This is a genomic window from Paraburkholderia sp. BL9I2N2, from assembly GCF_004339745.1.
Taxonomy (GTDB): domain Bacteria; phylum Pseudomonadota; class Gammaproteobacteria; order Burkholderiales; family Burkholderiaceae; genus Paraburkholderia.
In genome coordinates this window covers 3,298,410-3,312,542 of the sequence record NZ_SMGP01000001.1, presented here as the reverse complement: position 1 = coordinate 3,312,542, position 14,133 = coordinate 3,298,410, and the positions used below count along the sequence as shown (strand labels likewise).

Below are 14,133 nucleotides of genomic sequence, written 5' to 3'. Positions count from 1 at the left end.
GTTTTTCGCCTCATATGGTTCGAATAGAGTTCTGACATCGACGGCCGCCTCGGGGCCGTTTCTCTCCTTCGACAAGGATCTCGTCATGAACTCGAACCGCTCCGCCGATCTCGCCGCTTTACTCCTTCGCGTCGCCTTGGGCGTGCTCTATCTCGCTCACAGTCTGCAAAAGATTTTCGTCTTCACGCTGCCCGGCACGGCGCAGTTCTTCGTCTCGCTCGGTTTGCCCGGTTGGCTCGGCTACGTGACGGCGTTCGTCGAATTGTTCGGCGGCATTGCGCTGCTGCTCGGCGTGCAGGTCCGCTGGGTCGCGCTGGTGCTGCTGCCGTTCATGCTCGGCGCGATGTCGCAGCATCTGCATAACGGCTGGGGTTTCGCATCGCCGAACGGCGGCTGGGAATATCCGGCGTTCTGGGCGGTGACGTTGGCGGTGCAATCGCTGCTTGGTGGCGGAGCGCTGGCGTTTAGCGGGGTGAAGGCGCCGCGGGCGGTGGCTGCCTGATCGGTCCACACTTGCAATCGAAGGCACGCGCCCGGAAGGCCGCGTGCTTTTTTTCATGGCGCGACGCCGCGCTGCGCCACGTTGATGCAATCAATACAACACCATCTGCGTACAACGAAACAACGCCATCGTCTTGCCGTTCGGATCGATGACCGTGGCGTCCCACACTTGCGTGTTGCGCCCGAGATGCACGCCTTTCGCGACCGCGCGAATCGTTCCTTCCGTCGCCGTGCCGAGAAAATTGCTTTTCAGTTCGATGGTCGTGAAATTGCGCGCCGTCTGCGGCAGATGCGCAATGCAGGCGTAGCCGCAGGCGGTATCGGCGAGACCGATCACGGTGGCGGCATGCAAAAACCCGTTCGGCGCCAGCAATTCCTTGCGCACGGTCAATTCCGCGGTTAGGACGCCTTCTTCCAGCGACAGCACATGCACGCCCAGCAAGGCGGGCAGCGAGCCTTCCTGGCGTTCGTGGAGGTGTTCGACGGTGCATTCCGGGCGGAGTTTGCTCATGAGATTCGGTTCCTCGATGGAAAAATCGGCGGGGCACGGCGGCCAATTACCCGTTTGGGGGCTTCGGCCAACGTGCATTTGTCGATATTATCAACGGCTGGGTCGGCAAGTGGACCTGAACCCGGCACGAGTCCGGCACCAATGCGGGCACACTTGCGCAGGTCAGAGCAAATACGCGGCAAACCGGCTGGCGGCGTCCAGCCTTCTTTCCGGGAGAATTCATGACGGTGATCGTGGTGGCGAATCCGAAGGGCGGCGTGGGTAAAAGCACGCTGTCGACCAATCTGGCCGGCTATTTCGCCGCGGCCGGCGAATGGGTCGCGCTGGCGGACCTGGACAAGCAGCAGTCCGCGCACGCGTGGCTGTCGCTGCGGCCCGACACGCTGCCGGCCATCGAAACCTGGGAAGTCAATCAGGACGCGCCGGCCAGACCGCCCAAAGGGCTGGAGCATGCTGTCATCGACACGCCGGCCGGGCTGCACGGCAATCGTCTGAGTATCGCGCTGGATCTGGCCGACAAGGTGATCGTGCCGCTCCAGCCGTCCATGTTCGATATTCTGGCCACCCAGGAATTCCTTGAGCGGCTCGCCAAGGAAAAAGCGGTCAGGAAAGGCGCGATCGAAATCGGCGTGGTCGGCATGCGCGTCGATGCGCGCACGCGCTCGGCGGAGCAACTGCACCGCTTTGTCGAGGGTTTGAAGCTGCCGGTGCTGGGCTTCTTGCGCGACACGCAGAATTACGTGCAACTGGCGGCCCACGGGCTGACCTTGTGGGACGTCGCGAAAAGCCGCGTGGAGAAGGATCTGGAACAGTGGCAGCCGATCGTCGAGTGGACTAATGGCACGAGCAAGAAGGGTTGAAGCGGCTGGATAGGCGGCCTGGCCGCCCGCTGCACGCTGATGCAGCCCAAGTTGTTAATCCTGAGGGCTTCGCGCGAGGCGTGCGCCAGTGGACTACGAATTGCTCTGGTCCAGATCTGCGTCTGACGCCCCTGCGCTATGGCTCGCCCTGGACAACCCTCTGCGCGGCGAGCGTAACGAACGCTCAATTGAACAACAGCGCGCTCAGGTCCAGTTCTGCGTCGGTACGTGATCGCGGCTGCCCTTGATCTTGTTGTTGTCGTCCACGAATACCAGGTCCGGCTTCCAGCCGGCCTTCAGTTCCGCTTCATCCACCACCGCGAACGCCGCAATGATCACCAGATCGCCCAGCTGCGCGCGCCGCGCGGCCGAGCCGTTCAGCGAAATCATGCCGCTGCCGCGTTCGCCCTTGATCGCGTAGGTCGAGAAACGCTCGCCGTTGTTGATGTTCCAGATGTCGATCCGCTCGTTTTCGACGATGTTCGCCGCTTCCAGCAGATCTTCATCGATCGCGCACGAGCCTTCGTAGTGCAGCTCGCAGTGCGTGACCGCGACGCGGTGGATCTTCGACTTCAGCATGTGGCGTTGCATGACCAATCCTGTGAGATTTCTTATGCGTGTCTACGCTATCTAAGGCGACTTCAGATTTCGAGGTTGTCGATAAGACGGGTGGCGCCAAGCTTGGCGGCGGCCAGCACGACCAGTTCCGCGTTCGCATCTTGCGGACCCGGCGGCAGCAGATCCGAGCGCTTGCGCACTGCGATGTAGTCGGGTTGCCAGCCGCGCGTGGCGAGAGCCGCCATCGCCGCCTGTTCGATTTTTGCGAAGTCGCGCTCGCCCGAAAGCACGGCATCGCGCACGCGATTCAGTTCAGCGGCCAGCATCGGCGCCTCGGCGCGCTCGGCGGCCTGCAGATAGCGATTGCGCGAGCTGAGCGCGAGGCCGTCGGTGTCACGCACGGTTTCGGCGGCGATGATGTCGGTGGGCAGCGCGAACTGGTGGCACATGCGCCGCACGATCATCAACTGCTGGTAATCCTTCTTGCCGAACACGGCGACGCGCGGCTGCACGCACGACATCAGCTTCATCACCACTGTGCACACGCCCTGGAAGAAACCGGGGCGGAATTCGCCTTCGAGGATATCGCCCAGATCGTGCGGCGGATGCACGCGGTACTCCTGCGGCTCCGGATACAGATCCTTTTCCGTCGGCGCGAACAGCACGTAGACGTTTTCCTTCTGGAGCTTTTCGATGTCCGCTTCCATCGTGCGCGGGTATTTGTCGAAATCCTCATTCGGACCGAACTGCAGCCGGTTGACGAAGATGCTCGCCACGACCGGATCGCCGTGCTGGCGAGCGAGACGCATCAGCGACAGATGGCCCTCGTGCAGGTTGCCCATGGTCGGCACAAAGGCCGTGCGATTCTGGCCGCGCAACTGGTCGCGCAATTCATGGATCGAGCTGATGACTTTCATGATCGGACAGGGATTTCCTCGCGCGGCGCAAGACCGGATGGACGCAAAACCCTTGGGATTGCGCGGCCCGCGGCCTCACTGGTAATGACAGGTTCGGAGCGCCGGATTGTAGTGGATTTGCGTGCCTGCCGCACCGAAAAGAGGCACCTTCTCCCGCCGGGCGGAATTGCGCCCGGTTCGAGGGCTTCAGGCGGGCAGATAGGCGAGGCGCACATAGATCGGTGCGAACGGCTCCGCCTGGGTGATTTCGACGAGCGATTCACGGCACAGCTCGAGCACGGCGATGAAATTCACCACCACCACCGGCACGCCCTTGCTCGTGTCGAACAGGTCGGAGAACTCGATGAAGCGCGCGTTCTGCAGTTGCCGCAGGATCGAGCTCATATGCTCGCGCACCGACAGCTCTTCGCGCGAAATCTTGTGATGCTGGACCAGCTTGGCGCGCTTGATCACGTCGGCCCACGCGGCGCGCAGATCCTCACTGTTCACGTCCGGAAAACGCGGCGTGATGCTTTGTTCGATGTAGACCTCGGCGCGCAGGAAATCGCGCCCGAGTTGGGGCAACTGGTCGATGCGCTGCGCGGCGAGCTTCATCTGCTCGTATTCGAGCAGGCGCCGCACGAGTTCCGCGCGCGGATCCTCGGCTTCTTCGCCGCTGTCGGCTTTCTTCACCGGCAGCAGCATGCGCGACTTGATCTCGATCAGCATCGCGGCCATGAGCAGATACTCGGACGCGAGTTCGAGATTGGTCTGACGCAACTGGTCGACGTAGCCGAGGTATTGCACCGTGACGTCCGCCATCGGGATGTCGAGCACGTTGAAGTTCTGCTTGCGGATCAGGTACAGCAACAGATCTAGCGGTCCTTCGAACGTTTCGAGAAACACCTCGAGCGCGTCCGGCGGGATGTACAGATCCGTCGGCAGCTTGAAGAGCGGCTCGCCGTACAGGCGTGCGAAAGCGATGCCGTCGACGATGTTCGGTGTCGAATCGGTGGCGGGCGCGGCGAGCGCGGCGTCGGCCGGCCCTGCGCCGTGTGCCTCGTCGGCGTGACTCACGCGCTTAGAAGTTTTGATAGTACGAGTAAGGCGTCTGTTCTACGCGCGAGGCTTTCTGCTCGGCGCGTTCTTCCAGATCGATCGGCTGTTTGTCCCACAGCAGCGCGCGGCCGCGGCGTTGTTCGGCTTCCAGATTGGGTTTCTGTTGCTTGAGCTGGTTCAGGAACTGGGTGATGTCCGATTGATACATGGCTCGACGTCCGTGGTGTAGGAATTGGCGGCTGCCCGGCGCTCATTGGCCCGTTGCCTCGCGCGGCGCCCGCTGCTATTCCATAATTTTACCGCATGCGCGGCGCGCGGTCGAAAAACGGCGGCCAGGCCGGGCGGGCGGCGCGTGAAAATAGCCGGAACCCGCGTGGCAGGGCGGGCGTCAAAGGCGGGCGCGTCGGCGGGCGCGTCGGCGGGCGTGGCGGTGTTGCGGTTGTTGTGGGCGTTGCGGGTGCTTGGCGTTAGCGCGACACGGCGGCATTGGTGTCCGCATCTGCCAAGCGGCACTGGCACCGGCACTGGCACTGGCACCGGCACTGGCACTGGCACTGGCACTGGCACTGGCAACGGCACCGGCAACGGCAACGGCAACGGCACCGGCAATGGCAATGGCAATGGCAATGGCAATGGCAATGGCAATGGCAACGGCAACGGCAACGGCACCGGCACCGGCCAGCTGCTTTGGCATCGGCACCGACACCCGCGTCGGCGTCGCGCAGCATGACGCGCCGCGCGCGAACCCGACGGTAAAGCCCGCCGGCAAGCCGCGGACACAGGTTTAGAGATCTCGCGGCGTGCCGCCGATGTGGTCAAATAGCGTGCTTCGGCCGCCGCGGCGCGGCTGAGCGACAAGAATTCATCAACCACGGCTGGAGGTCCTGTTTGGCGGGGTGTGCGATCGACAAGCTGCGGCGCGGCAAGGCCAGTTCCGGGCGTGGGCATCGCACGCCCATGCGGCGCTGGTGGCGCACGTGGCTGGCATTCGCCCTCGTCATGCTGGCGCTTGCAACCGACAACGCCCACGCCGCAAAAGCGGCGGCCAGCTACAAGGTCGATATCGAAGCCACGCCGCGTTCGCTGCGCAAGCTGCTCGAAGCGCATCTGGATATCGCGCGTTTCGCCAAGCGCCCTGACATCAGCGACGACCAGTTCGAGTTCCTGATTACCGCCACGCCCCAGCAGGTCCGCGACTTGGCCTCCACGCAGGGCTATTTCAGCCCGGTCGTGCGCACCGACGTGCGCACCATCGACAATGCGAAGCGCGTCACGGTGAGCGTCGATCCCGGCCCGCAGACCGTCATCTCATCGATTTCGCTGTCGTTTCGCGGGCCGGTGCTGACCGAGGATCCGGCCCAGGAAAACGCCGCGCGCTTCGCATTTTCGCTGCACGAAGGCGATCCGTTCTCGCAGGGCGATTGGGACGATGCGAAAAACGCCTCGCTCAAGGCGCTGCAGGCGCGCCGCTATCTGGGTGCGAAGATTTACCACTCCGAGGCGCGGGTCGATCCGCGTACGCACGAGGCGAAACTGTTGGTCACGTACGACAGTGGGCCGACCTTCACGATGGGCAAGCTCGATGTATCGGGTACGCGGCGCTATCCGGAAAAGATCGTTGAGAACGTGAATCCGATCTCCGAGGGTGACATCTACGACGTTCAGCGCATCACCGAATTGCAGCGGCAGTTGCAGAACACGCCGTACTACGCGAGCGTCGCGATCGACGTGGACAGCGACCCGGCCAAGCCGGTCGAGACGCCGGTGCACGTGAAGGTGTCGGAATATCCGTACAACAGCATTCGAGGCGGGGTCGGCTACTCGACGGACAACGGCCCGCTGGTCCAGGGTTCCTATTCGTATCTCGACACGTTCGGCAAAGCGTGGCCGTTCACCATCCAGGGGCGCATCGACCAGATCCAGCAATACGGGCAAATTCAGCTCGCCATGCCGCCGGGGCCGCGTGCGTGGACCAATAGCGTGCTGGCGTCCTACACTACGACCGACGTATCCGACACGCGCATTTACAGTATCCGCGGCGGCGTGCAGCGGGCCCGGACCTCGCAATTCATCGACTATAACTACTCGCTCCTCTTCTACCAGGACCGGCTCGATCAGAACTCGTTCGCGCCGACCACGAGCCGCGCGCTGGTGCCGGCTTGGTCGTGGACCCGGCGCAATACCGACGATCCGCTGTTCCCGCGCAAGGGCAACCTGATTCACGTCGAGGCGGGCTTCGCGGTCAAAGGCGCGCTGACCGACCAGACTTTCATCCGCGGCTACGCGCGCGGCCAGCAGTATCTGCCGATCGGCAAGGAAGACCTCGTGCTGATTCGCGCCGAGCTCGGCGGCGTGTTCACGAGCGGCCCTTCGAGCGGTATTCCGGCCTCGCTGCTGTTTCGCGCGGGCGGCTCGAATTCGGTGCGTGGCTATGGCTATCAGAGTATCGGTAACAACGTCGACGGTTCGGTGCTGCCCACCAAGTATCTCGTCACGGGCTCGGCCGAGTACCAGCATTGGTTCAGTCACGACTGGGGCGCGGCCGCGTTCTTCGACATCGGCACCGCCACCGACACGTGGGGCGAAAAAGTCTTTTATCCCGGCGTCGGTGTCGGGGCGCGCTGGCGCAGCCCGGTCGGCCCGGTCAACGTCGATGTCGCCTACGGCATTCGCAACAACAGCGTGCGGCCGTATCTGACGCTTGGCATCGCCTTCTGATGAAAACCTGCTTCCACATGATCCACGCATGACCACGGACGTTTCCGCCCGACCTCCCGCGCAGCCGCCCGGTGCACAACCGCCGGAGCAGCCGCCCGAACAGCAGCCGCCGCCCAGGCGCCGGCTCGGCCGGTTGCTGCTGAAAACGTTCGCGTGGACGGTGGCCGTGCTGGTGCTGTTGCTCGCGTTGGCGGTGGGTTTGTTGTACGGCGCGCTCACTACCGAGCGCGGCACCGCCTATGCGTGGCAGGCGGCGGTGAAGCTGCTGGGCGGCAAGCTGAGCGGCACGTTGGAGCGAGGCGCTCTCGCCAATGGCCTGCAATTGCGGCAAGTGCGGTGGCGCAGCCTCGACGGCAGCGGCACCGATATCCAGATCGACCGCGTGGCGGGCCGGTGGGCGCTCGCGCGCGAGCCGTGGCGGTTCGCCATCGACTATCTGCATATCGGCACGGTGGACGCGCGTATTGGTTCTTCGTCGTCGAGCAGCAGCGGGCCGGTGAAGCTGCCGCAAGACTTGCGCTTGCCGATGCAGCTCGATGTTCGCGATGTCCAGGTCGACAAGCTGCTGCTGCATCAGGGCGCGTCGACGACCGAATTCTCGCGCTTCGTCTTTCATGGACGTAGCGACGGACGTCATCACGAGGCCGCGATCGAGCGGCTGGACACGCCGTTCGGCGCGGTGACGGCGGCCGCCAAACTCGACGGTGTGCGGCCGTTTCCGTTGACTGGGGACGTCGGCTATTCGGGCAAGGTGAACGACGAGGCGGTGCAGGTGGGCGGCCATCTGAGCGGCTCGCTGGAGAATCTCATCGCGGAACTCGATGCAAGCGGCATGAAGCTCGCCGGTCATGCGAGGGTCGAGGCTACGCCGTTCGGCGACGTGCCGTTGCAGCGCGCTACGTTGACCTTCGATCACATCAACCCGCAGGCTTTTGCGCCCGGCGCGCCGCTGGCCGACCTGGCCGTGCGGGCGGAGTTGCAGCCGGTGGGGCAGGGTGCGGCGGAAGAGGTCGTGTTGGGGGCGAGTGGGGTAACGGGGGCAAGTGCGGCGAGTGCGACAGGCGCTGCGCGCGGGGCCGGTGCGGCAAGTGGGGCGAAGGCAGCGGCAAAGGCCGCGAATTCGGCGAGTGGTGGCAATGCCACGAGCGTCACGAAGGCTGCGAGTACCACGAACGCCACCAACGCCACCAACGCCACCAGCGTTTCCAGTTCAGCCAACGCAGCCAGTGCCGGCCGCGCTGCCAGCCAAAGCGCCCTCGCGGGCGCAGGCAATGCCGCCAGCGCAACGCAACCACCCATAGCGACAACCGGCAAACGCGACGCCAACCCCGACACCACCGCCAAACCCGCCGCGACTTTCGCAGTGACCGGCCACGTCTCGATCGTCAACGCCAAACCCGGTGCGATCGACCAGAACCTGCTGCCGATCATCGACGCCAACGCCGACGTTCGGCTCGACGCCCAGGCGCAGCGCATCTCGAACCTGAACGTGCGGCTCGTAAAGAGCGCCACGCTCACCGGTGGCGGCGCACTGAGCGGCAAGCGTGGGCAGTTCGATCTGAAAGTCGCCAACCTCGACCTGAACGCGCTGCAAGCAACGGTGCGGCCCACACAGCTGTCTGGCCCTATCGGCGTGCGTCTGAACGACGACGTGCAGAGCCTCACACTCGATCTCGCCGACCCGAAAGCGGCGCTGCGCGCCCAGGGCAAAGTGACATTCGATCCCGCCCGCATGAGCTTCAATGACGTACGCATCACATCGGGCAAAGGCCGCATCGATCTGTCAGGCGCGCTCAAGCACGACGCGAATTCCACCTACAACCTGAAGGCGCAGCTGACCGATTTCGATCCGTTGACGCTGGCTTCACAGATGCCGTCGCGCAAGCCGGTAACTGGACCGACGCCGGCACCGTCGGCTAGCCGTGCCAAAAACAGCAAAACCGCGGAGGCCGCCGCGCAAGTGGGCAGCACGGCCGGCGCAAAAAGCGCCGCGCCCGCCGACAAAGCCGCCGCCGCCGTAAAAAACACCGCCAAGGCGGCAGTCAAAAGCGAAGTAGTCGAGCGCAAAACCCCGCCGCCGCCGAAACGCCGCGCCCCGCCTGCCCGCAAGATCGAGGCACGTGTGAACGGCACGCTCACCGCGGCCGGCATGCTCGGCCCGGTCTTCACGACCAAGGCCGAATTCAAGCTGGGTCCGAGCGTCTACGACGGCCTGCCGTTGACCGGCGGCGGCACAATCCAACTGGCGGGCTCGCGGATTTTGCCGAGCCGCGCGAACCTCTCGGTCGCGGGCAACCAGGTGGATCTGCAAGGCAGCTTCGGCGCACGCGGCGACCGGCTGAAGTTCCGCGTCGACGCGCCGGAACTGGAGCGCCTTGGCTTCGGTCTCGCCGGACTCGTCGCGGCCGATGGCGACGTCACCGGCTCGTTCGCGCATCCGAATGTCGTGCTGAACTACAAGGCCGACAGCGTGGTGTTCGGCAGCAACCGCATCGGCCACGCGGAAGGGCACGCCGAACTGCGCGACGGCGCGAACGGCGCGCTGGTCTTTACCACCGACGCGCGCAACCTCAGCGCAGGCGGCGTCGATCTGAACGTGCTCACGGCGCGTCTGTCCGGCACGCGCGCCAATCACACGCTCGAGGCCGCCGCCACCGGCAAGCTGCAAGACCGTCCGCTCGATCTCACGCTGGCCGCCAACGGCAAGCTGACCGAAGCGCGCGACGGCACGCGCTGGGACGGCACCGTCACGCGCCTGCAGAATCGCGGCACACCGGCGTTGAATCTCGAGTCGCCGCTCGCCGTCAGCGCCGGGCCGGACCGCCTGACGCTCGGCACGACGCGGCTCACGCTCGAAGGCGCGGTGCTGAGCCTGAAAACCTTTGCCTTCGACCACGGCAAGATTCAGTCGGCAGGCAGTTTGACCGGCATTTCAGTCGCGCGCCTGCAGGCCCTGCGGCACGAGATCACGGGTGAGCCGCCGCACGTCAAAACCGATCTGGTGTTCGACGGCGACTGGGACTTCGCGCTCGGCAGCACGGCGACCGGCCACATCCAGTTGCAGCGCCGTAGCGGCGACGTCACGGTTGAAATCGGCCGTGGTCTCGCCTCGCTCGGTATTTCGAGTATCGCCGCGCGCGCCGAATTCAGCGGCGGCAACCGGCTCAACGCCACTTTTCACGCGCAGGCGAGCCGCATCGGCGTGATCGACGCCGACGCACACACCACGCTGGTGATGCGCGACGGCTTCCTGACCGTCAACGAGGACGGCGCGCTCACCGGCAATGTGAACGCCAACGTGCCGTCGCTGAAAACCACCGGCGGCCTGTTCGGTCCGAGCTATCTGCTCGACGGCCACCTCGCGCTCAAGCTCGCGCTCGCCGGCACCGTCGCCAAGCCGAACCTGACCGGCTCGCTGCTCGGCGACGGTCTCTCCGCGACGATGGTGGATCAGGGCGTGCAGTTGAAGGACGGCGTGGTGCGCATCGCGCTGTCGCACAATCTGGTGGACTTTCAACAGGTCGAATTCAATGGCGCGAGCGGCACTTTGCGCGCCACCGGCCGTGTGCGTCTGGACGGCGCAGAGCCGGATCTGACGGCGAGCATTGTCGCGGACAAGCTCGAATTGTTCGCGGCGCCGGATCGCAACCTGTCGCTGTCGGGCAGCGCGAGCGTCGCGAATGCCGGCGCGCAAGGCGGCATGGCGATCAACGGCAAATTCGTCGTCGATCACGCGTTGTTCGACATGCCGGAGCAGTCCGCGCCGAAGCTCGGCGACGATGTCGTGGTGGTGCGCCCGGACGGTTCGGTGGCGGGCGAGCGGCCACCGCCTGTGCCTGGCACCAACAAGCCGATTGGCCCGTTCGCCCCGCGCGCCAATATCGACATCAGCCTCGGCAACAACTTCCGCTTCCGCGGTCAGGGCGCGGACCTGGGCCTGACCGGCACGATCACCGCGATGAGCGCGCCGAACCTGCCGCTGCGCGCGGTGGGGAACGTGCGCGTCACGCAGGGCTCGACCTACACCGCGTTCGGCCGCAAGCTCAACATCGAGAACGGCTTCTTCACCTTCAACGGGCCTGTGGCCAATCCGGGCATCAACATCCTGGCCATGCGCCGCAACCAGCAGGTCGAGGCGGGCGTGCAGGTCACGGGCACGGTTCAATTCCCGACGGCGAAGCTGGTGTCGGAGCCGAACGTGCCGGATAACGAAAAGCTCTCGTGGCTACTGTTCGGCCACGGCACGGATCAGGGTAATAACCTCGGCCAGCAAAGCACGATGACGACGGCGCTCGCACTGCTCGGCAGCGCAAGTGGCAAGCGGATCGCGCAGACTTTCGGGCTCGACGAGTTTTCGATCGGACGAAGCGAAGTGGGGCTCACCGATCCGCAGGTGGTGATGGTGTCGAAGGCGATCAACGAGCGGCTCGTAATCGGCTACGAACAGGGGCTGCAGTCGGCGAGCAATGCGATCAAGGCGACGGTCAACCTGACGCGTTACTGGTCGGTCGCGGCTTACGGCGGCACGTTCTCCGGCGTCGATCTGCTCTATACGCGGCGCTTTGACCGGATCCGATGGTGATGCGCAGCGGGCGCGCTTAAATCTTCGCGCGGAGGCAAATAAAAACGGCACGCCTTTTCAGGGCGTGCCGTTTTTTCATGCGTGCCTTCGGCGTGAGACGCTGCGCTTTATTTCACGCGCATGCCCGGCTTCGCGCCGCTATCCGGCTCGATCACATACAGGCCCGGCTCCGCCTTCTCGTCGGTGGCGGATGCGGCCAGCACCATGCCTTCGGACAGGCCGAACTTCATCTTGCGCGGCGCGAGGTTCGCGACCATCACCGTCAGCTTGCCGACCAGTTGCTCCGGCTGATACGCCGACTTGATGCCCGAAAACACGTTGCGGGTTTTCTCTTCGCCGACATCGAGCGTGAGTTGCAGCAACTTGTCCGAACCTTCCACCGCCTTGCAGTCGACGATCTTCGCAATGCGCAAATCGATCTTCGCGAAGTCGTCGATCGAGATGACGCCGGGCGTTTCGTCCTTGTCGGCGGCGGCGGCTTTCGCTGCCTTCGACTTGCCCTTGGCGTCGGCCGGAGCGGCGGCTTCCGGCGTGGCTTGCAACGAGTCGCGATTGGCGGCCAGCAGCGCTTCGATCTGCTTCGGATCGACGCGCGTCATCAGATGCTTGTACGCGTTGATCGGGCGGGCGGAGCTGAGCGGCACGTTGGCGTCGGCCCACACCAGCGGTTCGATGCCGAGGAAGCCTTCGACCGCTTCGGCGAGCTTCGGCAACACCGGCTTGAGCGCCAGCGACAGCAGCCGGAACGCTTCGATGCTCACCGTACAAGTTTCATGCAGCGCGACGCTGTTCGCCGGGTCTTTCGCCTGATCCCACGGCTTGGCGGTGTCGACGTAGGCATTCACGGCGTCGGCCAGTTCCATGGTCTGACGCAGCGCGCGGTTGTACTCGCGCGCTTCGTAGTTCGCGGCGATTTGCGGCACGGCGGCGCGCAGCGAGGCGAGCAGCGGATGCTGCATGGCGCTGTCCTGCACGCGGCCGTCGAAGCGCTTGATCAGGAAGCCGGCGGCGCGGCTCGCGATATTCACGTACTTGCCGACCAGATCGCTGTTCACGCGCGCCTGGAAGTCGTCGAGGTTCAGGTCGAGGTCTTCCATCGTGCTGTTCAGCTTGGCCGCGAAGTAGTAGCGCAGCCATTCCGGATTCAGTCCCGTGTCGATCACGCTTTGCGCGGTGATGAACGTGCCGCGCGACTTCGACATCTTCGCGCCGTCCACGGTCAGGAAGCCGTGCGCGAACACGTTGGTCGGCGTGCGGTGGCCCGAAAACTCGAGCATGGCCGGCCAGAACAGCGTGTGGAAATACAGAATGTCCTTGCCGATGAAGTGATACTGCTCGGCCGTCGAACCCTTGCGAATCCACGCGTCGAAGTCGAGACCGCGTTTTTCGGCGAGGTTCTTGAAGCTCGCGTAGTAACCGACCGGCGCGTCCAGCCACACGTAGAAATACTTGCCCGGCGCGCCCGGAATCTCGAAGCCGAAATACGGCGCGTCGCGCGAGATGTCCCAATCGGCGAGCTTGGCTTCGCCGGCGTCGCCGAGCCACTCGCGCATCTTGTTGGTGGCTTCCGGCTGCGCCAGACCGCCCACCCACGCGCGCAGGAAATTCTCGCAGCGCGGATCGGAGAGGCGGAAAAAATAGTGCGTCGACGTTTTACGAATCGGCGTGGCGCCGGAGACGACCGAGTAGGGGTTGATCAACTCGGTGGGCAGATAAGTCGAGCCGCATACTTCACAGCTGTCGCCGTACTGGTCTTTCGCGCCGCATTTGGGGCATTCGCCCTTGATGAAGCGATCCGGCAGGAACATTTCCTTGACCGGGTCGTATGCCTGTTCGATATCGCGCGCGTCGATCAGGCCCGTTTCCTTGAGCGCCAGATAGACGTTTTCGCTGAGAACGCGGTTCTCTTCGGAGTCGGTCGAGTAGTAATTGTCGAACGAAATCCCGAAGCTGTCGAAGTCGCGCTTGTGTTCCTGCCAGACGCGGTCGATCAGCTGCTTCGGCGTGAGACCTTCTTTCTCCGCGCGCAGCATGACGGGCGTGCCGTGCGTGTCGTCGGCGCCCACGTAGTAGACCTCGTGCCCGTGCATTCGCAACGTCCGGACCCAGATGTCCGTCTGGATATATTCGACCAGATGGCCAATATGGATTTGCCCGTTCGCATACGGAAGGGCCGACGTGACGAGAATCTGGCGACGGCTTGACGGCGCGCCTGCGGAGAGATCGGTTACGGGTGCTGACATAAGGATGGTGGGAGCCTGCGGTGGGACGAAAGGTTGATTCTAGCAGGGCAGGCGCCGGGCGCGGGGCGGGCCGCCTGGGGCGCGGGCTGAGTCATCGCGGGGCGGCGCGGCGTGTAAACCGAGCGCCCAAAAAAAAACCGGGGCTATTAACCCCGGAGCAACAACGACAAGAGGAGAATGGTGACGCGGCGGCATCGCCAGCCAC

Annotated in this window: 11 protein-coding genes; 5 read left to right on the top strand and 6 right to left on the bottom strand. The window is 64.4% G+C overall.

From position 1 onward, the window contains the following. Positions 1-85: 85 nt before the first annotated feature. Complete coding sequence (locus B0G74_RS15300) at positions 86-502, top strand: DoxX family protein (RefSeq protein ID WP_132375700.1); 417 nt, start codon at positions 86-88, stop codon at positions 500-502. A 90-nt stretch (positions 503-592) separates the two neighbouring features. On the opposite strand, the gene B0G74_RS15295 is transcribed toward B0G74_RS15300, so the two are convergent. Further along, positions 593-1,012 (bottom strand): PaaI family thioesterase, encoded by a 420-nt coding sequence (locus B0G74_RS15295; RefSeq protein WP_132375698.1) that lies wholly within the window; start codon positions 1,010-1,012, stop codon positions 593-595. Positions 1,013-1,233: 221 nt separating this feature from the next. On the opposite strand from B0G74_RS15295, the gene B0G74_RS15290 reads away from it, so the two are divergent. Beyond that, positions 1,234-1,872 (top strand): ParA family protein, encoded by a 639-nt coding sequence (locus B0G74_RS15290; protein WP_132375696.1) that lies wholly within the window; start codon positions 1,234-1,236, stop codon positions 1,870-1,872. Positions 1,873-2,076: 204 nt separating this feature from the next. Here B0G74_RS15290 and panD read toward each other — a convergent pair whose 3' ends face one another. From panD to B0G74_RS15270, 4 genes are all read right to left on the bottom strand, one after another. Then, positions 2,077-2,463 carry an aspartate 1-decarboxylase gene (panD, locus tag B0G74_RS15285; RefSeq protein ID WP_132375694.1) on the bottom strand — a complete coding sequence of 129 codons (387 nt, stop codon included), beginning with the start codon at positions 2,461-2,463 and terminating at the stop codon, positions 2,077-2,079. Between the two features lie 50 nt (positions 2,464-2,513). Continuing rightward, on the bottom strand, positions 2,514-3,347 hold the full coding sequence (panC, locus tag B0G74_RS15280) for a pantoate--beta-alanine ligase (RefSeq protein WP_132375692.1): 834 nt from the start codon (positions 3,345-3,347) through the stop codon (positions 2,514-2,516). A 186-nt stretch (positions 3,348-3,533) separates the two neighbouring features. Then, complete coding sequence (locus tag B0G74_RS15275; protein ID WP_132375690.1) at positions 3,534-4,403, bottom strand: ScpA family protein; 870 nt, start codon at positions 4,401-4,403, stop codon at positions 3,534-3,536. 4 nt (positions 4,404-4,407) lie between these two features. After that, positions 4,408-4,593, bottom strand: a complete 186-nt coding sequence (locus tag B0G74_RS15270) for a DUF3460 family protein (RefSeq protein ID WP_007175923.1) — start codon at positions 4,591-4,593, stop codon at positions 4,408-4,410. 144 nt (positions 4,594-4,737) lie between these two features. On the opposite strand from B0G74_RS15270, the gene B0G74_RS45765 reads away from it, so the two are divergent. From B0G74_RS45765 to B0G74_RS15255, 3 genes are all read left to right on the top strand, one after another. Continuing rightward, positions 4,738-5,115: a hypothetical protein gene (locus B0G74_RS45765; protein WP_165923796.1), complete on the top strand. Its 378-nt coding sequence runs from the start codon at positions 4,738-4,740 to the stop codon at positions 5,113-5,115. 158 nt (positions 5,116-5,273) lie between these two features. Next, the gene (locus B0G74_RS15260) at positions 5,274-7,103 is read left to right on the top strand and encodes an autotransporter assembly complex family protein (RefSeq protein WP_132375687.1); all 1,830 of its coding nucleotides are present in this window, start codon (positions 5,274-5,276) and stop codon (positions 7,101-7,103) included. A gap of 28 nt (positions 7,104-7,131) precedes the next feature. After that, the gene (locus B0G74_RS15255) at positions 7,132-11,685 is read left to right on the top strand and encodes a translocation/assembly module TamB domain-containing protein (protein WP_132375685.1); all 4,554 of its coding nucleotides are present in this window, start codon (positions 7,132-7,134) and stop codon (positions 11,683-11,685) included. 107 nt (positions 11,686-11,792) lie between these two features. Here the strand turns inward: B0G74_RS15255 and metG are convergent, their stop codons facing one another. Beyond that, entirely contained in the window at positions 11,793-13,928 is a 2,136-nt protein-coding gene (gene metG, locus B0G74_RS15250; protein ID WP_132375683.1) for a methionine--tRNA ligase, read from the bottom strand. Positions 13,929-14,133: the final 205 nt, after the last annotated feature.